The organism is Candidatus Desulfovibrio trichonymphae, from assembly GCF_002355955.1.
Taxonomy (GTDB): Bacteria; Desulfobacterota; Desulfovibrionia; order Desulfovibrionales; family Desulfovibrionaceae; genus Desulfovibrio; species Desulfovibrio trichonymphae.
The window spans coordinates 47808-70541 of the sequence record NZ_AP017368.1 but is presented as its reverse complement, the minus strand read 5'-3'; the positions used below and the strand labels follow the sequence as shown (position 1 = coordinate 70541).

Genomic DNA, 22734 nt, shown 5'->3' with positions numbered 1-22734 from the left:
GGCCGGTGCGTCATGATTGCTTCCGTTATCCGTTCCTGCATGAACAACCGCTTTTTTGTGCTGATCGGAGCCGCAATACTCAGTGTATGGGGGATATGGGCCATACGCCACACGCCTGTGGACGCCCTGCCGGATCTTTCCGACACGCAGGTTGTCATCAGAACGCCGTACCCGGGCAAGGCGCCGCAACTGATTGAAAATCAGGTCACCTATCCGCTGACCACAGCCATGCTTTCAGTGCCCGGCGCAAAAAGCGTGCGCGGCTATTCGTCCTTCGGCGACTCTTTCGTGTACGTCATATTTGAAGACGGAACAGATCTGTACTGGGCGCGCAGCAGGGTGTTGGAATATCTGAATCAGACGCAGGGCAGGCTTCCGGCCGGGGTCAGCCCGGCCCTTGGCCCGGACGCCACTGGCGTGGGGTGGATTTTTGAATACGCTCTTGTCGACAGAAGCGGCAGGCACGATATCTCAGAACTGCGCTCCATTCAGGACTGGCTGCTCAAATTCGAACTGAGTGCCGTGCCGGGCGTGGCGGAAGTGGCTTCAGTGGGAGGCATGGTCAAACAATATCAGATCGCGGCCGACCCTGTGAAAATGGCGCAGTACGGCGTTACCCTGTCCGCCATTAAATCGGCGGTGGGCGGGTCCAATCAAGAAAGCGGCGGTTCTGTTATTGAACAGGCTGAGGCGGAATATATGATTCGGGTCGGAGGTTATCTGCAGCATATTGATGATTTTAAAAAAATTGTATTAAAAACATCAGAAGACGGCACCCCTGTCTATCTCAAGGATGTGGCGGCCACACGGCTTGGCCCGGAAATGCGTCGGGGAATAGCGGAACTGGACGGCGAAGGGGAAGTCGCGGGCGGCATTGTGATCATGCGCTCCGCAAAAAACGCGCGCAAGGTGATCGGGGATGTGAAGATTGCACTGGAGAGGCTGAAGCGCAGTCTGCCGGAAGGCGTGGAAATCATCACAACATACGACCGCAGCGGGCTTATAGAACGGGCCGTGGCGCACCTCACTTCAAACCTGCGGGAAGAATTCATCGTTGTGGCAATTGTCTGCGCCCTGTTTCTCCTGCATCTGCGCTCGGCCATGGTGGCTGTTCTCTCTCTGCCTCTGGCCCTCTTCATCTCCTTTATCATCATGTATTATCAGGGCGTCAGCGCCAACATCATGTCCCTGGGCGGCATTGCCATTGCCGTGGGCGCAATGGTGGACGCTTCGGTGGTTATGGTTGAAAACACGCACCAAAAGCTGGAGCAATGGAAAAAGGATTCGCCCGGCGCTTCACTGACGGACGAGCAGCGTTGGAAAATCATAACGGAAGCGGCGGTGCAGCTGGGGCCGGCCCTGTTTGTCAGCCTTTTAATCATCACGCTGTCATTTATTCCCGTATTTGCGCTTGAAGGACAGGAAGGGAGACTTTTCAGACCTCTGGCGCTCACAAAATTATACGCTATGGGCGGGGCTGCGCTCCTCTCCGTGACGGTCATACCTGTCCTGACCGGCCTGTGGGTGCGCGGCAGAATTCCATCTGAAGAGAGCAACCCCATAAGCCGTTTTCTCATAGCCATATATCATCCGGCCATCACCATTGTGCTGCGCCGGCCAAAAACCACGCTGGCAGTCGCGCTGCTGGCGTTCTTGTCCGCTCTCTGGCCTCTCTCGCGGCTCGGCGGAGAATTTTTGCCCCGCATGGACGAGGGGGACATTCTGTACATGCCCTCCACTCTGCCGGGCATAGCCGTCGGAGAGGTGACCGCCATCCTCCAGACAACAGACAAACTCATCATGACGGTGCCGGAAGTAGCCGGCGTATTCGGCAAAGCGGGACGGGCTGAGACGGCCACAGACCCTGCTGCCATGGAAATGCTGGAGACAAGTATTCGGCTGAAGCCGGAAAAGGAATGGCGTAAAGGCATGACGCCGGAGAAGATTATTGATGAGCTTGACGCCGCGGTACGTCTGCCCGGCGTTGCCAATTTGTGGGTGCCGCCCATACGCAACCGTATTGACATGACTTCCACCGGGGTCAAAAGTCCCATAGCGGTCAAGGTCTCCGGCGCGGATATGGCCAAAATCGCAGAAGCGGCCGTCGCTGTCCAGAATATCGCCAAAACCGTGCCCGGCGTCGTCACCGCCCTGGCCGAGGATCTGACCGGCGGCAGGTATGTGAACATTGAGGTCAAGCGCGAACATGCCGCTCGTTACGGCATGAACGTGGCGGATGTGCATCTTTTCGTCTCTTCGGCTGTGGGTGGTGAAAATATCGGAGAGACCGTGGAGGGCCTCGCGCGGTATCCCATTAACCTGCGGTATCAGCAGTCATACCGTGACAGTGTGGCCGCGCTGCGCGCTATGCCCATATTGACGCCTACGGGGCGGCAGGCGACATTAGGCGATGTGACCGACATCAAAATGATTTCCGGTCCGACCATGCTGAAAAGCGAACAGGGGCGTCTGACAAGCTGGGTGTACATTGATTCCAGGGGACGCGACATGCTTTCCGTGGTACGCGATCTTGACATGGCCATACGCGAGCAGGCGACATTGCCGGCCGGCATAAGCTGCTCCTTCACCGGCCAGTATGAAATGATGGAACGGGCCAACGCGCGCCTTGCGCTCATGGTTCCGGCCGCGCTGCTGATTATTTTTATGCTGCTCTATCTGGAATTCAGAAGCGTGAAGGAATCGCTGGTCATCATGCTGTGCCTGCCCTTTTCGCTGGTGGGGGGCATATGGTTCATGTATATGCAGGACTACGCCATGTCCGTGGCTTCCGGCGTCGGCTTCATCGCCCTGGCAGGTCTGGCGGCGGAGTTCGGTGTGGTCATGCTTGTTTATCTGAAACATGCCGTACAGGACTCGTCGGGGCTGCATTCTCCCGACACGGCGACAATACAGGAGATTGACAGAGCCATCCACCACGGGGCCGTGCTGCGGGTAAGACCGAAGGCCATGACGGTCATCACCACGATTGCTGGCCTGCTGCCCATTTTCTGGAGCACCGGCACGGGTTACGAAATCATGACGCGCATCGCGGCACCCATGTTCGGCGGCATGATAAGCGCCTCCATGCTTTCCATGTTTATTCTGCCCGCAGCGTATAAACTCATGCTGACCTTCTCCCTGCTGCGCAAACGTTATGTCTGACAATGTCTACTGACAAAATAATTTTTAATTGCCGAAGCGTGTTCGAAATCTATGGACATGTTGCCGGGTTTTTTTTATAGTCATAAAAAATATGCTGTATTTCAACATATGTCCGTATAGCCGATAGCCCATGCTGTCAGGGAGGAAGCCACCATGCGGGAGATAACGTCCAAGGCCATTACAAAAGCGGTTGCCGAACTGGCAATCAAGGCAAACTGTATTTTACCTGATGATGTTTACGGCAGTTTTAAAAAAGCGCTGGATACCGAACCCTCTCCGGTGGGGAGAGATGTGCTCGGCCAGCTTGTGGAAAACGCCGATATCGCGCACAAAGAAACCATGCCTATCTGCCAGGATACCGGCCTTGCCGTTGTCTTTGTCGAACTCGGGCAAGAGGTGCACATCAGCGGCGGCGCCTTTGAAGCGGCAATCCATGAAGGCGTGCGCCGGGGCTATGTTGACGGATACTTGCGTAAATCCGCCGTTGCCGAGCCTCTTTTTGAACGCAAAAACACCAAAGACAACACCCCTGCTATTATCCACATCCGTATTGTGCCGGGCGACGCCCTGCGTCTGCGTCTCGCCCCCAAGGGGGCAGGCTCGGAAAACAAGGGCGTGCTGAAAATGCTTGTCCCCGCGGACGGCATTGAGGGGATGAAGAAAGTTGTTATCGAGGCCGTCAAGGCGGCAGGGCCAAACTCCTGCCCCCCCATGGTCGTCGGCGTCGGCATAGGCGGCAACATGGAAATAGCCTGCCTTTGTGCCAAACGGGCCTGTGCGCGGGACATCAAATCAAAAAATTCTGATCCCCGCTATGCGGCCCTCGAAGAAGAACTGCTCGGTCTTGTCAACAAAACAGGAATAGGCCCAGCGGGCCTTGGCGGCAAAACAACGGCCATCAAGGTCAATGTGGAATGGTATCCTACCCACATCGCCTGCCTGCCTGTCGCCGTCAACATCAACTGCAATGCCGCCCGTCATGCGGAAGTCATTTTGTAAGGAGGCCTCCATGTCACAACCAAAACGAATCACCGCTCCTTTCGACGACGCCACCGCCCGTTCCCTGCGCGCTGGCGACAGCGTGCTTGTGACCGGCACCATTATTGCCGCCCGAGACGCCGCACACAAACGACTTGTTGAAACTCTGCAGCGCGGCGAAAAGCTGCCGGTGGATCTAAAAGGCGCCGTTGTCTACTATGTCGGCCCCACGCCCGCCAAACCGGGGCACCCCATCGGATCCGCCGGGCCGACGACATCGGGACGCATGGACGCCTACACCCCAACTCTTATGGGGCAGGGGCTCAAGGGCATGATAGGCAAAGGATATCGCAAGCCGGAAGTCGTTGAAGCCATGAAAAAATACGGTGTACCCTATCTTGCCGCCGTGGGCGGCGTTGGAGCGCTCATTGCCCGATCCATCAAAAAATATACCGTGCTCGCATATGAAGAACTGGGACCTGAAGCTGTCGCGGCAATGGAAGTTGTTGATTTTCCAGCTATTGTTGTCATTGATTCCGAAGGGAATAATTATTATACGCAGGGGCAGGCTCCGTATCAGGAGATCTAGTCTGCAGACAACATTATTTTAACCGGAGTGCCTATGAACAACAAAATGAAAGCTATTCTGCCTATTGCTGTCACGGTGATTATATGGCTGTTGCCGGTGCCGGACGGCCTCACGGCAAACGCCATGCGCTATCTGGGCATATTTCTGGGCGTGATTCTCGCCTTGATTCTGGAACCATTGCCGAACTCGGCCGTCGGCCTCATCGGCTGTACCTTGGCCGGCGCCTTGCGTCTTGTCCCCGGGCCGAACGGCAAAGTGGCCACGCTCGGCCAATCCTTGGGCTTCACGCTGTCTGGTTTTGTCGACAGCACAGTGTGGCTCATTTTCGTTGCCTACATGTTCGCCATGGGCTATGAAAAAACAGGTCTCGGCAAACGCATTGCCCTGCTTCTCATGAAAAAGCTCGGCGGCAAGGCCCTCGGGCTGGGCTTCGCCACAGCCCTCGCGGATTTGGTTCTGGCGCCTTTTATCCCCTCCAACACCGCGCGCAGCGCCGGCTCCGTCTATCCTGTTGTCAAAAACATTCCGCCCATGTACGGCTCCTTTCCGGAAAACGAACCGCGCAAAATCGGCGCCTATCTCATGTGGATTTGTATTGCCACTACTTCCGTCACATCTTCCATGTTTTTCACAGGGCTCGCCCCGAACCTGCTGGCCCTGTCGCTTATCGGCAAGACGCCGGGCGTGGACGCCGCCGCCGTGTCCATAACCTGGATGGACTGGTTCTGGTGCATGCTGCCCGCGGGCGTTATCCTGTTCATACTGGTTCCGCTTCTCACCTATGTTATTTATCCGCCGACCCAAAAGACCTTTGCCGAAACTCCCAAATGGGCCGGCGGCGAACTGGAAAAGATCGGCCCTATCACGCGGCAGGAAATTATGATGGCCATAATGGCCTTCATTGCGCTGGTGCTGTGGATTTTCGGAAGCAAGCTTCTCAACGCCACTATGGTGGCCTTGGTGGTGCTCTGCCTGATGGTTATTTTCGACGTCATCAACTGGAACGATGTTATTTCCAACAAAAGCGCCTGGAACACCCTCACCTGGTTTGCCACACTGGTGGCCATGGCATCCGGTCTCGAAAAAGTCGGCTTCCTCAAGTGGCTGGGAGCGATCTTCGCGCACTATCTTGCCGGATCGAGTCCCTTTGTCGTTCTTTTTGGACTTATGGCGCTCTTTTACTTCTCCCACTATTTCTTTGCCAGCCTCACGGCACACACAACAGCGCTTATGCCCGTGCTGCTGGCCACCGGCGCTGCCGTGCCTGGCGTGGACATCCGCCTTCTGGGCATGATGCTTGCCGGATGCCTCGGCATTATGGGAATACTCACGCCTTACGGCACCGGCCCGAGCCCGGTGTATTACAACACCGGCTACATTGAGAAAAAAACCTTCTGGATTTTCGGCTCTGTCTACGGCTTCATCTTTTTTGCCGTGTACGCCGTGTTTGCCATGTTCTGGTTCCCGAAAATATTGTAACGCGGCGCTTGCCCGATCCGCCGCCTCCCTGAATGGTAATCGCATAAAGAGTGAAAAACAATGCAATACGAACTGGCTTACGGCACATCCAGATTGTCTTTCACCCTGCCCGACAATATCAAACCGGCAATCATCAAGCCCTGCAGCAAAAAAGGGCTGGCAGACCCTCTCGGCGAAACTCGGCGCGTGTTGAGGAAGCCTGTCGGTACGCGCGCCCTGCTGGACATGTTGCGCGCAAAAAAACCTCAAACCGTGATTGTTGTAGTGAACGACATCACCCGCCCCACGCCGTATGATGTTCTTTTTCCGCCTTTGCTGGAGATTTTCGCCGAGGCCAGCATCAAGGATGAGCAGGTTACATTGCTCATCGCCACCGGTATCCACGCGCCGCATACCGACGCACAGAACCTTGAGGTCTATGGCGAGGAAATCACGCGCCGTTTTAAAATAATCAATCATAACGCTTTCGACGAAGCCAACCTTGTCAAACTGAGCGTTTTTAAATCAGGCTATGAGTTCATTGTGAACCGCATGGCTGTTGAGGCCGATTTTCTCATCACCTTGGGCGTGGTCATGCCCCACTATTTTGCAGGATATTCCGGCGGCCGCAAATCCATTCTGCCGGGGCTCGCCGCCAAGGGCACGGTGGAAAAAAACCATGCGCGCATGGTGGAAATCATGGATGCCTTGCCCCCCATAGACAAAAACCCGGTGAGCAACGAGATGATTGAGGCGGCCCAACAGGTGGGGGTAGATTTTATCCTGAACGTGGTCACGAACGAAGCAAAGGAAGTCGTCTTTGTCGCGGCGGGCGAGGTGCATGCGGCATGGCGCAAGGCTGTTGACGTTTCCGCTTCCATGTATGAAGCTCCTTTTGACAGGCAGGTGGATATAGCCGTCACCTGTGCCGGCGGGCGCCCGCGCGACATCAACGTGTATCAGGCCCAGAAGGCGCTGGACCACGCCGACCGTATCACCCGCTCAGACGGGGCCATTATCCTCGCAGCTGAATGCCCGGACGGCTTTGGAGAAGACGTTTTTGAAGAATGGATTCGCCGTCGCTGGGAACCGGCGAAAGTCATGCGGGCAATCAAGGCCGACTTTGTGCTGGGCGGGCACAAGGCTTATGGCTTTGCCAAGGTTGCCAATGAAAAGGAAGTGTATCTGGTGTCTTCGCTGACTGCGGATGAAAGCTCGTTTATATGGACAAAAAAAATCGCTAACGTGCAGGCGGCAGTGGATGCCGTTATTGCAAAGTATGGTACGGACGCGTCGTGGGCCTATCTGCCTGACGGTTCGCTGGCCCTGCCGGTGGACGGTGAAGCAAATAAGAAGGAGGACATTATTGGCCCAAACCCTTTTGTTTCAGTCTGATTTCTCAACCTTTTTTTTCTGGAGGTTTTGAGAGTGCAAACCATTACTGTCGATATAGCTATTGTGGGCGCCGGCGGCGCCGGCATTCGTGCCGCCATTGAGGCGGCAAAGAATAATCCCGACTTCACTGTTGCGCTGATTTCAAAAGTCTATCCAATGCGCAGTCATACAGTGGCGGCGGAAGGAGGTTCAGCGGCCGTCAGGCAGGAGACCGATTCCCTGGAACTGCATTTCAATGACACGGTTTCAGGCGGCGACTGGCTTTGTGATCAGGATGTGGTGGAATACTTTGTCCAGCAGTGTCCGCACGAGATGATTCAACTGGAGCAGTGGGGATGCCCCTGGAGCCGCAAACCGGACGGCAGTATCAACGTGCGCAATTTCGGCGGCATGAAAGTGGCCCGCACTTGGTTCGCGGCGGACAAAACCGGTTTTCACATTCTGCACACCCTGTTTCAGACTTCCCTGAAATATCCGCAGATACGCCGTCTGGACGAGCACTTTGTGCTGGATATTCTGGTGGACGACGGCCGCGTCGCCGGCGTTGTCGTGCTCAATATGCTTGAAGGGGAACTTGTGCAGGTGCGCGCCGGCGCTGTGGTGTTCGCCACCGGCGGGGCGGGGCGGGTCTACAGATACAACACAAACGCAAGTGTCGTCACCGGCGAGGGCATGGGCATTGCCTATCGCCACGGCGTCGCCCTGCGCGATATGGAATTTGTGCAGTACCACCCCACGGGGCTGCCCGGTTCCGGCATTCTGATTACCGAGGCAAGCCGCGGTGAAGGCGGCGTGCTGCTGAACAAGGACGGATACCGCTATTTGCAGGATTACGGCCTTGGGCCGGAAACGCCGCTCGGGCAGCCGAAACCCAAGTTCATGGAACTCGGCCCCCGCGATAAGGTCTCCCAGGCATTCTGGCATGAATGGCGCGCCGGCCGTATGGTGCATTCCCCGCAGGGCGATTACTCCCTGTTGGACATCCGCCATCTGGGCAGAGAAAAAATTCTGGAACGCCTGCCCATGATTCGTGAACTGGCTATTGAATATATGGGCATTGACCCCATTGACGCCCCCATCCCAGTGCGTCCGACGGCACACTACACTATGGGCGGCATAGCGACCAACCAACAATGTGAATCTTCTATCAAGGGATTGTTCGCCGCGGGCGAATGCTCTTCGGTGGGCATGCACGGCGCCAATCGCCTCGGTTCCAATTCGCTGGCAGAGATACTGGTTTTCGGCGCGCTTGCAGGGCAGGGCGCCGTAATGCGTTCCAGAGAAGGCGTGAAAAGCAATGCCGCCGCTTTGGACGCACAGGCAAAGGATGTGGAGAAGAGCTTCGCTGGCCTGCTGCGGCAGAAAGGCAAGGAAAAATGGTCCGTTATCCGCGACGAAATGGGTCTTGCCATGGAAGACGGCTGTGGCATTTACCGCTCTGAAGAACTTATGCAAAAAACCATCAACAAGCTCGCTGAGTTGCAGGACCGCATCAAAAAAGTGGGCATTGTTGATTCGAGCGCCGTGTTCAACACGGACGTGCTGAATCTGATTGAAATAGGTTACGGTCTGGATGTGGCCGAGGGCATGGCCCATTCCGCCATGCAGCGCAAGGAATCGCGCGGCGCTCACCAGCGTCTGGACGAAAGCTGCAAGACGCGCGACGACAAAAATTTCCTCAAACATTCGCTCGCTTATTATAAAAAGGGTTCTGCGCCGCGCATTGAATACGGCCCTGTCAACATCACCAAGCTGCCGCCGGCCAAGCGCGTGTATGGCGCGGAAGGCGCTTCTCAGGACAAGCAAAACAAGGAGAAGGGCAATGGCTGATGCGAAAAAAATGCTGCTCAAGATTCTGCGTTACGAGCCGGAACACGACAGCACGCCTCATTTTGTTCCCTATGGAGTGCCATGGGATGATCAAACGTCGTTTCTGGACGCTCTGCAATATCTCAAGGATAACGTCTGCTCTGATTTGTCTTTTCGCAGTTCCTGCCGCATGGCCATATGCGGCTCATGCGGCGTGATGATCAACGGCGTGCCCAAACTGGCCTGCAAGACTTTCTTGAGACACTACCCCGACGGCGCAACTGTCGAACCTTTGGCCAACTTTCCTGTGGAACGTGACCTGGTTGTTGATCTCACGCATTTTCTGGAATATATACAAGCGCTCAAACCGTATATCATCGGCAACAGCCGTCAGCCGAAAGACGGCCCCAATATGCAGACTCCGGAAGAAATGTCCCGCTATCATCAGTTTGCCCTGTGCATCAATTGCGGGCTGTGCTATGCCGCCTGCCCGCAATTCGGGCTTAACCCCGCTTTCTACGGGCCGGGCGCCATTACGCTCGGACACCGTTACAATCTTGACAGCCGGGACCGCGGACAAGCCGACCGTATGCGGGATATAAACAGCGAAAATGGGGTCTGGGCCTGCACGCTTGTGGGCTATTGTTCCGAGGTCTGCCCCAAGCATGTCGATCCGGCGGCGGCACTCCAGCAATGCAAGGTTGCGGGCGCTCTGAATTTTGTGAGTTCTGTCCTCCACTGCAAGAAAAACAAGGAGGCATTTCATGTCGACTAAGCGCAAACCCTATATACGAGAAATGGATTGCTGGTGGTGGAAAAAAAATCCCTTCTATCGCTTTTACATGCTACGCGAAGGGACTTGTGTGTTCAGCATATGGATAAGCCTGCTCCTGCTTCTTTTCTTGTTCGCGCCGGCTTCCTTCACTACCGTGATCAAGAATCCGATTATCTATCTGTTGAATCTGGCAGCCCTGCTGGCGTCCCTTCTGCACAGCAAGACATGGTTCGAGCTGACTCCCAAGGCGCTCAACCTGCCGGCAGCCAGACTGGATTTTCTGATAAAAGGTCTGCAAACAGCAACCATAGCCTTCAGCGTTCTCGTTCTGGCGCTGTCGCTGCTATAGGCGGAGGAACCATGTACGACAACATCAAACGAAGCAATGAACCCATCTTCTGGGCCCTGTTCGGCGCAGGGGGAACATTCGGCGCTGTCTGCGCGCCTGCGCTTATTCTGTCTCTGCTTATCCTTTACCCCTATCTCGGCGAGGGAACGACGCCTGGTGTCTTTTACCGTTTTCTCGACACGTTCATCGGCCGTCTTTTCTTGGCTGTCTTTATTGCGTTGACGGCCTGGAGCGGCCTGCATCGTCTCGTGCACACCCTGCATGATCTCAAGGTGCACTGGTCGAAGTTGCCGCTGGTCTGCTACGGGGCGGCGCTGCTTATAACCGTGCTCGCTCTGTACGGCGCTTTCGCCTGCCGCCTTTGACAATATTCTTTATGTGGGGCGCCGGGCGCCCCACATAAAGAATATAAATTAAAGCAGTTGACTCTTGAAATGGTCTAGAAAATCAACTATTCTTTCTCCCGGCGAATGTGAACCTCGCGCTGCTGGGCATGCCCCACAGCAACATGGCATCAAAAACAGCTTTTCTACTCTGAATATCTGTGCCATAACTGGCCATGCCATCCTCAATGCAAGGAGCCATGTATGCAAGGCCGCAGCCGTTCCATCCATCTCTCAGTGTATATTCATAAAGACCCCGCCGCCATGGCTGAACGCGCCGCCCACATACTAGCCGCAGCCTGCGAGGAAGCCGTGGCTGAACGCGGCGTATTCAAAATCGCCCTGTCCGGCGGGCAAACTCCCATTCCCCTGTTCAGGCTGCTTGTCGCAAACGACTGGGTTGACCATCTGCCCTGGGGCAAAATGACCTTTTTCTGGGTAGACGAACGCTGTGTGGGGCCGGAACACCCTGAAAGCAACTACGGTCTAGTACGACGTGAACTTTTAACCCATGTGCCTGCCACACATTTTTTTCGGATGCGCGGCGATGAAGACCCGGTTCAGGCAGCCGTCAGATACGAAGAGCAAATCCACAACGACTTCAATCTGGCGCAGCAGGAACTGCCGCGTTTCGACTTCATGCTGCTGGGTATGGGCGATGACGGTCACACCGGCTCCATCTTTCCCAAGTCTCCGGCTCTGGCCGAAAAAAAACGCCTCGTCATTGACCAGTATGTCCCTGAACGCAAGGCAGACCGCCTGACGCTGACTCTGCCCGTCATCAACAACGCCCGCTGCTGCATGTTTCTTGTCAATGGCAAGGACAAACACAGCGTGCTGTCAAAGGCGCTCGACCTGCTGGCCGAACCCACACTGCCGGCCCAGATGGTGCGGCCCGTTGTAGGAGATCTGATCTGGATTGTGGACGAGGCTGCCGCAACAGGTCAATAATCCAATCCCAACGACGCGCTTCCTGATTGTCGGACCCTGCCTTGACGCGAAGCGCACGGGCCTTGCAAACAAGCTTCGGAAGGCAGCCCTATGTCCGAGTCGATTTGAGCAAAACGCCAGCTTAAAGCTGTTCCCACAACTAGTTAATGCTCCCGTTTGCCTAGGTTCAAGTTGAGCATCGCGTTTATACCGGCGGATCCGGTTGCCGATAGTTTTGATATGCTAACCATAGTCCAGCATTTTTTCGGATCATGTCAAAGTTAAACTTCTCTAGAATTCCAGTCCCACGCGGAGGGAACCGCTCACGCCTTCGCGTTTGCCGACATAGCCCTGCACGCCGAGATCAACGAGCCACGGAGATTTGCTGGAAGGTTTAAAAACCAAACCCGCTTCACCAATGCCCGTTTCTCCTTCGAACTTCGCAGCCTTGAGATCATAGCCCCATACAGACGCTCTTGCCTTGCCGTCAAATTCATATTCGAAGGCCGCACCGTTGTCCTGTTTCACATAGATGGGGTCATACAAATATACAACACCACCCGAGAATGGGGAAATGACAAGAGTCGCGTCAGCATTGCTATGGGTTGCGGTTGTCGGTTGGATAGAGATGGAATTGGTCCGTTTTCCATCAATATCATTAATCTCGTTGTTCCGGAAAATCGTTGTGTTGCCGGCAGTTGCAACTATAGTTAAGGACAACGCCTCAGAATCAGCGGCGGTGTCGGTGCCGGTATCCAGTGTAATGGCACCACCGTATACACGACCCGAATCATACGTCTGCAAAGAAGTAAATATATTATCTGTAAACTGACTATCAGTGACTGTCAAACTATGTTCAAGATACAGTATTCCGGCACGTATATTACCTCTTGCTGTAATTGTATTATCAGCAAATATACTGCCACTGATATCGCCTATTGTACTTGTTAAAGTACCAACAATACCGCCATTAATATCTACAGCAGAAATAACATTGTTGGTGAACGTACAATCAATAATATCGCCAATAGTACTCTGATTTAAAGCACCAACAATACCACCTGTCCAAATTGTGCCCATGGTAATTACAGTATTGTTATCGAAAACATTATTGACAATATCGCCTATTGTGCTGCTTGTATCAGCACCAACAATACCACCACCATAAGCTCCAAGAGCAGTGATCGTATTACCGCTGAATATGTTATCTGTAATATCTCCTATATATGTCCCATCGGCACTTGGCAGGCGATCAATGTAAACTCCAACTATCCCACCACCACGAATTATTTTGGAGGTTGTTACCGTATTGTCGCTGAATATATTGTTCTTAACGGCACCAAATAAGAAAACCAAAGCCGGACAATGCAAAAAAACAGTCCGGTGAAGTAGTTGCTTCTTTTACACACAAAACGCGGTGGCTGTCAAGAGCGGTAGCCCTAGATTTCTGCATTTACTATTTTTAACAAATTCTTGGGTAATATATTAAGATTATTTGTGGATAACTTCATTACCGAAAACTCTGCTTGACCAAATGGATTGATTATACTAAAAATTACAAAAATTTCAAAAAGAAAACCTTTCTCCAACACAAATTGAAGGAAAACAAAATGGAAGATTATCTGTCTGAAGCGTTGAAAATAGTCAAAGCCCAAGCATCCGTGCGGGTCATGGCTGAAGATGAACTTGTGGCAATGGTCAAAACGCTCGCGACCGGCATCCGCAACATTGCCACCGGAGACAACTTGCCTGAAACAATCCAGATTGACCCCGCGACAGCCCAGAAAAGCATTAAAGGAAAATCCGTTACCTGCCTTGAGTGCGACAAAAGTTTCAAAATGCTGACCGCCCGACATCTTTCATCGCATGGCCTCACACCGACAGAGTATAAAAAAAAATACGGAATCAAGCCGAAAACTTCTCTCATAGCAAAATCGCTCCAGCGTATGCGTAAACAAAAGATGCAGGATATGAAACTTTGGGAAAGACGGACGAAAACTCCATCAAAGTCACCAAAGAGAGTAAAATTTACCTAGCCGAGCCTGAAAAACGATTTAACAAGGTATGTCAACTGAAAAAAATCTCTGTTTTCCTGTAACATTTTCAACACGGAAATATATGTATTGTGTTTTATAACCATTTAAAATAGCATTATGTTATTGACTCATCGTCAGCGGCGATATGCGAAAGGCCGATTGTTATATATTCCTCAAATTCGTCCGTACAGGATGCCGCATCGCCCCAAAGACTTATGACGCTTCCTTAGGACGGGAGTTGCTCTACTCACATCAATCCGGCTGTTCCCTGCATGCAATATGACCTTTCCTGCTTCAAGGCCTATGACATACGCGGCCGCGTGCCTGACACGCTTGACGCGCCTGTCGCCCATGCTCTGGGCCTCGCCTTTGCGCAAACCCTGCCCGCGCGCAATGTTGTTATTGGACGAGACGCGCGGCTTTCGAGTCCATCTCTGAGCTGCGCTCTGGCCAAGGGGCTGCTTACAGCAGGTGCTCGCGTGACAGACATTGGCCTGTGCGGTACGGAAGAAATTTATTATGCCGCTGCGAAGCATGGTTTTGACGGTGGCATCATGACCACAGGCAGCCATAACCCGGCGGACGAAAACGGCTTCAAGCTGGTGCGCGCCGGGGCAGTTCCCGTGAGCGCCGATTCCGGTCTTGGAAAGCTTAAAACAGCCGTGTCGGCCCTGCTTGCAGCGCAAGAACCTGATTACCCCCCCCCGACCACAATAGCACACCGGATGGACAATACATCCTGGCGCTCCGAGTACGTGCACTGGCTTGTGGAGTATAGCGGTGCTGCGTTATGCATGCCGCATGGCAAAGCCTTAAAAATCGTGGCTGATGCGGGCAACGGCTGTGCTGGCCTGATGCTGGCCGAGTTTGCAGCGGCGCTGCCCTTTGATTTTGTATTTCGCCAGATGGAACCGGACGGCCGTTTTCCGAACGGCGTGCCCAATCCGCTTTTACCTGAAAAACGCGATGGCATGGCAAAAGCCGTACGCGAAGCCGGCGCGGATATGGGCATTGCCTTTGACGGGGACTTTGACCGCTGTTTTTTATACGACGGCGACGGCAACTTTATTGAAGGCTGTTATTGCATAGGCATTCTGGCGCAAGAATTACTGCGACAGTATCCCGGCGGAAAAATTGTCCACGACCCACGAGTTTACTGGAACACGCAAGAAATTGTGCTGGCAGCCGGAGGCAAGCCCGTCATGGGCAAAACTGGCCATGCCTTCATCAAGGAAAAAATGCGCGCGGAAAATGCGATTTACGGTGGAGAACTGAGTGCGCACCACTACTTCCGCGACTTTGCCTTTTGCGATTCCGGAATGCTGCCTTGGCTGCTTATAGCCGCTTTGCTCTCCCGCACGGGCGAGCCGCTTTCCGGGCTCGTGGCGAAACGCATAGCCGCCTGGCCCTGCAGCGGTGAAATCAACCGCCGCGTTGCGGACGCGAAAGGCCTGATGCATAAAATCCGCAAACGCTATGCGGATGCGGCACTGCATGAAGACCATCTGGACGGCGTCAATCTGGAATTTGCCGACTGGCGCTTTAATCTGCGCATATCCAACACCGAGCCGATTTTGCGACTGAATGTGGAAACGCGCGCTGACCGCGCCCTGCTGGAAGACAAGACAGCAGAACTGCTGCGCCATATTGATGCGGAAGCGACCACAGAATCAACAGCGACGACCGCATAAATCCGCGCCGGACAAAGCCCAGGCACCGGCCAAGGTATTATGCCCTACATGCCCCAGCTGTATCTGTGGTAAGCACAGCCCAAAAAACTGTAAGGTATGGTTAAAAGACAAGACGCAAGTAAAAAGCCATATTGTGTATGTAATATATAACATATTGATTTATCATATAATATTTTAGAAACCTCTTTGCATCTTTTAAAATTATTGACACCGCCGCTTCCCAATATAACATGGTGACGCACAACAAACAGTACAGGGTGATTTAACCATGCTCGTTCTTGCCTTGGCCGTCGGCCTCGCTGTCGCCATATCTTTTACCTGCTCACTCACAGAGGCGGCGCTGTATGCCGTGCCTTGGTCCGCCATAGAGCGTATGCGACGGGCAGGCCACGCCGCCGGAGAAACCCTCTACCGCTTGCGCAACGCCATAAGCAAGCCCATCGCCGCCATACTGACCTTGAACACAACGGCCAACACCGCCGGCGCCACTGTGGCCGGCGCGGCCTTTGTAGCGGCATTCGGCGCTGAGCACATGCCTGTTTTCGCGTTCACCTTCACGCTGCTCATTTTAGCTTTTGGCGAAATCGTGCCGAAAACGCTGGGTGTTGCGTACGCAACACCCCTGGCAGGATTGCTGGCCCGTCCGCTCGCTGTAACCGTAACACTGTTCGCGCCGATCATCTGGCTTTCCGGCAGACTGACAAGGCTCATATCCCCTCCATCGGCCGGACCCGCCATTTCCGAAGACGACATCTGCGCCGTGACAAGCCTCTCCCGTCAGGCGGGGCAGATCAAGGCGTATGAAGAACTCTTTATACGTAACGTGCTTGCCCTTGATCAAAAGCATGTGTACGAAATCATGACTCCGCGCACGGTGGTTTTTTCCCTGCCCGATGACATCACTGTGGAAGACGCTTATAACGATCAGCGCATCTGGCATTTCAGCCGCATTCCCGTCCATGGCGAAGACAACGAAGACCTGCTTGGCGTTGTGGAACGCCGCACGCTGACCCGTTGCCTCCAAAGCTGCAAAACGGACGCAAAACTCTCGGAAATCATGTGTCCCATACATTTTATCCTGGAGAAACAAACGCTGGATGTGCTTCTCAGTGACCTGCTCAAGGCCAGAGTGCATCTTTTTGCTGTGCTGGACGAATACGGCGGACTTGCCGGCGTTGTGTCCCTAGAAGACGTTCTGGAAGAAATTCTGGGCAGCGAAATTATGGACGAGAGCGATCGTGTGGCCGACTTGCGCGCACTCGCACGTGAACGCCGCGAAGCCCTTGTGCGCAAACAGAAACTCGCTGACAATGATGCCTGACCCGCCTCAAATACCGCTTGCCGTGCCGGACAGGAACAAAAAATCGCGCTTGTCAAAACATACAAAAAGATTAAAGATAATGCCCTTCACAGCGCCGGACGCAACGGCAACGGCCTGACGGGCATGTCGCGCGGCGACAGTATCGACAAGGAACGAACATGAAAAAAGACATCCATCCCAAAGTATACACCGCCACCATCACCTGCGCCTGCGGCCACTCGGAACAGGTGCTCTCCACCAAGGGAGAACAGGTGCATGTGGAAGTCTGCTCTGCCTGTCATCCCTTTTTTACAGGCAAGCAGCGTTTCTTGGACACAGCAGGCCGCATTGACCGTTTCCGCAAAAAGTACGCCAAATTTGAACAAAACTAAGCGCGCTACGGGTAAACATGTTTTACCAAATGGCTTGCGGCAATTCCTGTTGCCGGGCGTCGCACCTTTTGCGTCAGTCTCCCCCATTGGCGGTCAGGCCGTTATGGAAGGCGTGATGATGCGCAACGGCGGTGTTTATGCCTTGGCTGTGCGCCTGCCGGACGGCAATATCATCGCCAGACGGCTGCCCTGGTTTTCCATGACCTGCCGGCCCCTGCTGAAAAAACCCTTTCTGCGCGGCTTTCCCATCTTGCTGGAAACGCTGGTCAACGGGATACACGCGCTGAACCTCTCTGCGGAATCCGCCGCGCAGGCTGAAGATACGCGACTCACCACCCTGCAACTCGCGCTGACGATTGCACTTGCGCTCATTATGGCTGTCGGCCTTTTTGTCGTGGCGCCGCACCTTCTTTCCCTGTTGATGCTTTGGCTTCATCTTGGCGGCGATGTGGAGGGCGTCAGCTTTCATTTTTGGGACGGTTTTTTTAAATGCGCCATTTTTATGGCCTATATCAAGCTTATCTCCTGCATGTCTGACATACGCCGCGTTTTCCAGTACCACGGGGCTGAGCACAAAAGCATACACGCCTACGAGGCCGGGGGCGAAGTCAACGTAACGCAGGCGGCGCAACAAAGCCGCCTGCATCCTCGTTGCGGCACCACATTTCTGCTCTTTGTGATCTGTCTTTCGATACTCCTGCACACGCTGCTGGTTCCCTTGCTGCTTGTCCTTGTATCGCCTCAGAATATCTGGTTGAAGCACTGCCTGACTGTCGTCTTCAAACTGCTGCTTGTCATTCCCATCAGCGCAATCGCCTATGAGCTGATACGCTACGCGGCACGCCTGCCCGAGGGCATGCAGGCGGCTGTTCTGCGCACGCCGGGCCTGACCCTGCAAAAACTCACCACCTATGAACCGGACATGCGGCAGCTGGACGTGGCGCTGGTGGCACTGCGCGAGGCGCTTGGGCCCGAAGCCGAAGAGAATATCCATACAGCGCCCTACAGCACACTACGCTGACAATTTCGCCGAAGATACGTATGTTCGCCAAACTGGAAAGCTTGGAAAAAAAATATATGGAACTGGAGGAGGCTTTGGCCGGGCCCGATGTTTTCAATGATCAGGATCACTACCGCAAACTGGCAAAGGCTCATGCGGATCTGCGCGACGTGGTGACGCTTTTTCGACGGCACAAAGAAGTGCATCAGGAAATGTCGAAAATGCGGCCTCTGCTGCATGACGCCGACCCTGAAATCAGGACTCTCGCGCAGGAGGAATTGCGCAAGGCCGAAGAAGACCTGCCGCGGATAGAAATGGATATCAAAGTGGCCCTGCTGCCCACTGACCCTTTGGACGAAAAGAACACTATCCTTGAAATTCGGGCAGGCACAGGCGGTGACGAGGCGGCCCTCTTTGCGGCGGACCTCTTTCGCATGTATTGCCGCTATGCGGAACTCAGGGGCTGGAAAGTTGAAATTATGAGCGAATCGCCTTCCGAATCAGGCGGTTTCAAAGAAGTTATCTGCCTTATCTCTGGAGAAAAAGTATACAGCCACCTTAAATTTGAAGCGGGAACACACAGGGTGCAGCGCGTGCCGACAACGGAAGCCCAAGGCCGCATCCACACATCTGCGGCCACGGTCGCGGTTTTGCCGGAAGCAGTTGAAGTAGATGTGGATCTGAAACCGGACGATTTGCGCATAGATATTTACCGCGCCTCAGGCGCCGGCGGGCAGCATGTGAACAAAACGGAATCCGCTGTGCGCATAACCCATATTCCCACCGGCACAGTGGTCACCTGCCAGGACGAACGCTCGCAACACAAAAACAAGGCCCGCGCCATGAAGGTGCTGCTCTCACGCATTCTGGCCGCCGAACGTGACAAACAGAGCTCCGAAATGTCGGCGGACCGCAAGGCGCAGGTAGGTTCCGGCGACCGCTCGGAACGCATACGCACCTACAATTTCCCGCAAGGCCGCTGCACTGATCACCGCATCAATTTAACGCTGTATTCGCTCGACCGCATTATGGCAGGCGAGTTGACGCCGCTTGTGGAAGCCCTGGCTACGGCTGCCCAGGCCGAGGCGATGAGAACTCAGGCCGGATAGCAACAACACTCATCCGCCAATATCAATAATACGCCCCTGCAGCCACAGATAGGCATCCACTTCCTGACCCGTCGCCGGCGCAAAATCACCCAGGACAGCTTGCGAGGCATACACGGGCAGACGCAAGGCTTCTCTATTGTCAAATGGAAAACTCAGATACAACAGCTTGACCGGCATCTTTTCAAGCATGCACTCCTGTACTTCCTCCACAACGGCGCGCACCTGATATTCACAAAAATTACGGCCCGGCATAATCAGCCGACGGCCTGCCACATTCACCTTGAGATGCGGCACGTCCAGACGGCTTCTGCCGGGATTTTCAGCCAGCCATGAGGCGGCATACGCCGCATAGCGCGGCCCATGGGTGATGGTTATCTCGTCAAGCAGCGCCCTGTGCACCCTGTAAGCCAAACCTGCCAACAAAAATGTGTGCGTGACGCCCGGCGTGAGATCCTCACTGTCCCGACCGTAAAGGGGATTAAAAAACCACAGGGGATTTTCACCGTCTATCATATTGACAGAAACATTGGCCCCAAGGCCGTGCTGCCAAAGGTGAACGCCTTCCACAGTCAGGTCGTTGGGCAGCCCATCCAACAGAGGGACGGCCGTCGCAGGAGAGAGTTTCCCCCCCTCCTCTCCGCTCATCAGCACGCCGGCGCGTATGGGCTGATCCTGCGGCCAGGCCATGAATACATTTTCCCTGCCGCCGCGCTTCCACTGCCAAGCCGGCCGGGTACCGCCATCATGCAGCACAGTGCCGATTATTTGCGACATGATCACCGACGGATTCTGCCCGCTGAGTAGGGCCCATACGTCGCCCAACCCCTCAAAATGAAGACGGTTTTTGCCTTTGAGCATGGCGGCCGATTCTTCCGGCGTGGGTGTGTTCACAGCGTGATCCGTCCTGTCCGCAACCGCTGTTTGCACAAGCCCGTCCTGTGTTGCGGCCGTGTCAGCCGCCACAGCCTGCGGAAGTGTGTCATCCCTGATTTTTGCCTTCGAAGCCGCAGGGCACAGTCTCTTTTTTTCTGCATGGATGATCTCCCCCCGCCGCTTCAGCTCCGGTCGTTGCGTCCACGCCTGTCACGGCCGCCGCGGTCGTGCCTGTCTGCCCCCCCCCGCTCGCCACGGTCAAAACGCGGCTGGCGCGCGGTTTCTTCAGGGGACCACGGGCGGCCCTGCTCTTCCAGCAGCACAGCCTTGCGGCTCGCACGAATGCGGTCGCCGTTGATTTCAATGACCTTCACAAGCATGTCTTCACCAAGCCGCGCAACATCGCCGGGCTGCTCCACACGGCTCACATCAAGCTGGGAAACATGCACAAGCGCCTCCACGTTGGGCAGCACTTCCACTATAGCCCCTATCTCCAGAACCTTGCGCACCTTGGCCGTATAATTTTTACCCAGTTCCGGCCGCTGATCATAATAGGCCACCATTTCGCGAGCCTTTTCCAATGCCTCCGCCGTTGGCGCAAAAATGGAAACGCGGCCGGAATCCTCAATGTCTACGGACGCGCCGGTCGCCGCTGTGATGGCCTTGATGTTCTTGCCGCCGGGGCCGATAATCAAACGGATAATATCAGGATTCACAAGAATTTCAGCATGTTGTGGCGCAAAACGCGAAAGTGCTTTCCGCGGTGCGGCCAGCGCTCTGGCCATCTCGCCAAGAATATGCACACGGGCTTCACGCGCCTGTTGCATGGCAACGCGCATGATGTCCGTTGTCAGCCCGACGATCTTAATATCCATCTGCACGCCGGTAACGCCGTCTGCAGTGCCCGCGATTTTAAAATCCATGTCGCCCAGGGCGTCTTCTTCTCCAAGAATGTCCGTGAGCACAATAAACTTGTCACCCTCCTTGATCAGGCCCATAGCCACGCCGGCCACAGGCGCGCTGACAGGAACGCCCGCGTCCATCAGCGAAAGCGACCCGCCGCACACGGCAGCCATGGAGGATGAGCCATTGGACTCCATCGTTTCCGCCACAATGCGCAGGGTAAAAGGAAAATCCGTGTCAGGCGGCAGAACAGGCCGCAGTGATTTTTCCGCGAGCGCGCCGTGACCTATTTCACGACGCGAGACACGCACAGGCTTCACCTCGCCGACGCAATAGGGAGGGAAATTGTAGTGCAGCATAAAGCGCTTGGTCACATCGCCGGTGAGCGAATCCATGCGCTGCTCGTCTGTTGTCGAACCAAGTGTTGTTATAACAAGAGATTTTGTTTCACCGCGGCAGAACAGGGCAGAACCGTGCGCCCTGGGCAAAACGCCTGTCTGTATCTGTATGGGTCGTACGCTTTTCACGTCTCGCCCGTCAAGCCGCGTGCCTTCATTGACAATGCGCGCCCGCACCAGTTTTTTTTCCAGATCGCCCACAATATCCGCCACAGACTTGAGCGCCTCGACATTCCCGGCAACTGCAGCGTCAGCCTTCAATGCTTCCATAACCCGCATTTTTACAGTCTTGCGGGCATCCTTGCGCGGCAGCTTGTCAGGCAAAAGCAATGCCTGTTCAATGCCGGCATCTTTCGCAAGGTCATGCACACGCGCCACAAAGGCGCTGTCTGCCTTCGGCTGGGTAAACGGCATTTTCCCCTTGCCGCAGAGTTCGCACAGTTTATGCTGGGCGTCAACCAAAGGCTGAATTTCCTTACGGCCCCATTCCAGCGCTTCAATAATCACATCTTCAGACAAAAAACGAGCGTCGCCTTCCACCATGGTAAGCGCGTGGCGCGAGGCCGCAAAAATAATGTTTAGATCGCTCTGCTCCTGCTGTTCAAAGGAAGGATTCAGCACAAACTGCCCGTTGAGCAGCCCAATGCGACCACCGGCCACCGGTCCTTCAAAAGGTAGGGGAGAAACCATAAGAGCAGCGGAAGCGCCGGTCAGGGCCAGCACATCGGATTCATTTGCCTGATCAGCGGAAATCACGCTCGCCAGCACCTGAACATCCTCGTTCAACCCTTTTGGAAAAAGCGGACGAATGGGTCTGTCTATAAGACGGGAGACGAGCGTCTCTCTCTCGGAAGGCCTGCCGATCTCCCTGCGAAAAAAGCTGCCGGGGATACGCCCGGCCGCATACATTTTTTCGGAATACTCCACAGTAAGCGGAAAAAATCCCTTGTCAAACTCAAGCGGCTGTGAACATACCGTGACGAGCACAACCGTCCCGCCACACTGCATCCACACTGCTCCGTGCGCCTGATTGGCCATGCGGCCGCTTTCAAAAATCACTTCCTTGCCGCCGATTTCCGCGACAACACGGTTCGGTTTGAAAATATCCTGCAACATATTGAATCCTTTGCTTGTGCGAAGGGGATTCCGGCAAAAGCGGGCAAAAAATTGCCTGATTTTTCCGGATCCCCCTTCCCCTCGCGAG

General features: G+C 54.6%; 19 protein-coding genes. 16 read left to right on the top strand and 3 right to left on the bottom strand.

The annotated features are described in order from the left end of the window. The first annotated feature begins 12 nt into the window (after positions 1–12). The 10 genes from RSDT_RS00345 (at position 13) to pgl (ending at position 11849) form a co-directional block, all read left to right on the top strand. A complete protein-coding gene (locus RSDT_RS00345) occupies positions 13–3162 on the top strand; it encodes an efflux RND transporter permease subunit (RefSeq protein WP_096399112.1) in 3150 nt (1049 codons plus the stop codon). A 153-nt stretch (positions 3163–3315) separates the two neighbouring features. After that, positions 3316–4161 carry a fumarate hydratase gene (locus RSDT_RS00340; RefSeq protein WP_096399111.1) on the top strand — a complete coding sequence of 282 codons (846 nt, stop codon included), beginning with the start codon at positions 3316–3318 and terminating at the stop codon, positions 4159–4161. Between the two features lie 10 nt (positions 4162–4171). Continuing rightward, entirely contained in the window at positions 4172–4729 is a 558-nt protein-coding gene (locus RSDT_RS00335) for a Fe-S-containing hydro-lyase (RefSeq protein WP_096399110.1), read from the top strand. A 33-nt stretch (positions 4730–4762) separates the two neighbouring features. Beyond that, positions 4763–6208 carry an anion permease gene (locus RSDT_RS00330; RefSeq protein WP_096399109.1) on the top strand — a complete coding sequence of 482 codons (1446 nt, stop codon included), beginning with the start codon at positions 4763–4765 and terminating at the stop codon, positions 6206–6208. A gap of 60 nt (positions 6209–6268) precedes the next feature. Beyond that, positions 6269–7582 carry a nickel-dependent lactate racemase family protein gene (locus tag RSDT_RS00325; protein ID WP_096399108.1) on the top strand — a complete coding sequence of 438 codons (1314 nt, stop codon included), beginning with the start codon at positions 6269–6271 and terminating at the stop codon, positions 7580–7582. 33 nt (positions 7583–7615) lie between these two features. Next, positions 7616–9412, top strand: coding sequence for a fumarate reductase (quinol) flavoprotein subunit (frdA, locus tag RSDT_RS00320; RefSeq protein ID WP_096399107.1), 1797 nt, complete (start codon positions 7616–7618; stop codon positions 9410–9412). Next, positions 9405–10166, top strand: a complete 762-nt coding sequence (locus tag RSDT_RS00315; RefSeq protein WP_096399106.1) for a succinate dehydrogenase/fumarate reductase iron-sulfur subunit — start codon at positions 9405–9407, stop codon at positions 10164–10166. The genes frdA and RSDT_RS00315 overlap by 8 nt, the downstream gene beginning before the upstream one ends. Beyond that, positions 10156–10515, top strand: a complete 360-nt coding sequence (locus RSDT_RS00310; RefSeq protein WP_096399105.1) for a fumarate reductase subunit C — start codon at positions 10156–10158, stop codon at positions 10513–10515. The genes RSDT_RS00315 and RSDT_RS00310 overlap by 11 nt, the downstream gene beginning before the upstream one ends. Positions 10516–10526: 11 nt before the next feature. Further along, complete coding sequence (frdD, locus tag RSDT_RS00305) at positions 10527–10880, top strand: fumarate reductase subunit FrdD (protein ID WP_096399104.1); 354 nt, start codon at positions 10527–10529, stop codon at positions 10878–10880. A gap of 222 nt (positions 10881–11102) precedes the next feature. After that, the gene (gene pgl, locus RSDT_RS00300; protein ID WP_096399103.1) at positions 11103–11849 is read left to right on the top strand and encodes a 6-phosphogluconolactonase; all 747 of its coding nucleotides are present in this window, start codon (positions 11103–11105) and stop codon (positions 11847–11849) included. 270 nt (positions 11850–12119) lie between these two features. Here pgl and RSDT_RS07090 read toward each other — a convergent pair whose 3' ends face one another. Beyond that, positions 12120–13199, bottom strand: coding sequence for a hypothetical protein (locus RSDT_RS07090; protein ID WP_197702109.1), 1080 nt, complete (start codon positions 13197–13199; stop codon positions 12120–12122). Positions 13200–13438: 239 nt separating this feature from the next. Here RSDT_RS07090 and RSDT_RS00290 point away from each other — a divergent pair, with 239 nt between their 5' ends. The 6 genes from RSDT_RS00290 (at position 13439) to prfA (ending at position 19356) form a co-directional block, all read left to right on the top strand. Further along, positions 13439–13864, top strand: coding sequence for a MucR family transcriptional regulator (locus tag RSDT_RS00290; protein WP_096400292.1), 426 nt, complete (start codon positions 13439–13441; stop codon positions 13862–13864). Positions 13865–14136: 272 nt separating this feature from the next. After that, positions 14137–15555: a phosphohexomutase domain-containing protein gene (locus RSDT_RS00285; protein WP_096399102.1), complete on the top strand. Its 1419-nt coding sequence runs from the start codon at positions 14137–14139 to the stop codon at positions 15553–15555. Positions 15556–15823: 268 nt separating this feature from the next. Then, positions 15824–16876 (top strand): CNNM domain-containing protein, encoded by a 1053-nt coding sequence (locus RSDT_RS00280; protein ID WP_096399101.1) that lies wholly within the window; start codon positions 15824–15826, stop codon positions 16874–16876. 158 nt (positions 16877–17034) lie between these two features. Next, positions 17035–17247 (top strand): 50S ribosomal protein L31, encoded by a 213-nt coding sequence (rpmE, locus tag RSDT_RS00275; RefSeq protein WP_096399100.1) that lies wholly within the window; start codon positions 17035–17037, stop codon positions 17245–17247. Between the two features lie 103 nt (positions 17248–17350). Continuing rightward, a complete protein-coding gene (locus tag RSDT_RS00270) occupies positions 17351–18268 on the top strand; it encodes a DUF1385 domain-containing protein (protein WP_096400290.1) in 918 nt (305 codons plus the stop codon). A gap of 20 nt (positions 18269–18288) precedes the next feature. Then, positions 18289–19356 carry a peptide chain release factor 1 gene (gene prfA / locus RSDT_RS00265; protein WP_096399099.1) on the top strand — a complete coding sequence of 356 codons (1068 nt, stop codon included), beginning with the start codon at positions 18289–18291 and terminating at the stop codon, positions 19354–19356. 9 nt (positions 19357–19365) lie between these two features. Here the strand turns inward: prfA and RSDT_RS00260 are convergent, their stop codons facing one another. Next, positions 19366–20283 carry a hypothetical protein gene (locus tag RSDT_RS00260; RefSeq protein WP_231941843.1) on the bottom strand — a complete coding sequence of 306 codons (918 nt, stop codon included), beginning with the start codon at positions 20281–20283 and terminating at the stop codon, positions 19366–19368. A gap of 128 nt (positions 20284–20411) precedes the next feature. Then, entirely contained in the window at positions 20412–22643 is a 2232-nt protein-coding gene (gene pnp / locus RSDT_RS00255; protein ID WP_096400288.1) for a polyribonucleotide nucleotidyltransferase, read from the bottom strand. Positions 22644–22734: the final 91 nt, after the last annotated feature.

Excerpts from the sequence above, each read along its gene's own strand:
- RSDT_RS00345 (WP_096399112.1), top strand. The coding sequence starts at position 13 with ATGATTGCTTCCGTTATCCGTTCCTGCATGAACAACCGCTTTTTTGTG.
- RSDT_RS00340 (WP_096399111.1), top strand. The coding sequence starts at position 3,316 with ATGCGGGAGATAACGTCCAAGGCCATTACAAAAGCGGTTGCCGAACTG.
- RSDT_RS00335 (WP_096399110.1), top strand. The coding sequence starts at position 4,172 with ATGTCACAACCAAAACGAATCACCGCTCCTTTCGACGACGCCACCGCC.
- RSDT_RS00330 (WP_096399109.1), top strand. The coding sequence starts at position 4,763 with ATGAACAACAAAATGAAAGCTATTCTGCCTATTGCTGTCACGGTGATT.
- RSDT_RS00325 (WP_096399108.1), top strand. The coding sequence starts at position 6,269 with ATGCAATACGAACTGGCTTACGGCACATCCAGATTGTCTTTCACCCTG.
- RSDT_RS00315 (WP_096399106.1), top strand. The coding sequence starts at position 9,405 with ATGGCTGATGCGAAAAAAATGCTGCTCAAGATTCTGCGTTACGAGCCG.
- RSDT_RS00310 (WP_096399105.1), top strand. The coding sequence starts at position 10,156 with ATGTCGACTAAGCGCAAACCCTATATACGAGAAATGGATTGCTGGTGG.
- frdD (WP_096399104.1), top strand. The coding sequence starts at position 10,527 with ATGTACGACAACATCAAACGAAGCAATGAACCCATCTTCTGGGCCCTG.
- pgl (WP_096399103.1), top strand. The coding sequence starts at position 11,103 with ATGCAAGGCCGCAGCCGTTCCATCCATCTCTCAGTGTATATTCATAAA.
- RSDT_RS00290 (WP_096400292.1), top strand. The coding sequence starts at position 13,439 with ATGGAAGATTATCTGTCTGAAGCGTTGAAAATAGTCAAAGCCCAAGCA.
- RSDT_RS00285 (WP_096399102.1), top strand. The coding sequence starts at position 14,137 with ATGCAATATGACCTTTCCTGCTTCAAGGCCTATGACATACGCGGCCGC.
- RSDT_RS00280 (WP_096399101.1), top strand. The coding sequence starts at position 15,824 with ATGCTCGTTCTTGCCTTGGCCGTCGGCCTCGCTGTCGCCATATCTTTT.
- rpmE (WP_096399100.1), top strand. The coding sequence starts at position 17,035 with ATGAAAAAAGACATCCATCCCAAAGTATACACCGCCACCATCACCTGC.
- RSDT_RS00270 (WP_096400290.1), top strand. The coding sequence starts at position 17,351 with ATGGAAGGCGTGATGATGCGCAACGGCGGTGTTTATGCCTTGGCTGTG.
- prfA (WP_096399099.1), top strand. The coding sequence starts at position 18,289 with ATGTTCGCCAAACTGGAAAGCTTGGAAAAAAAATATATGGAACTGGAG.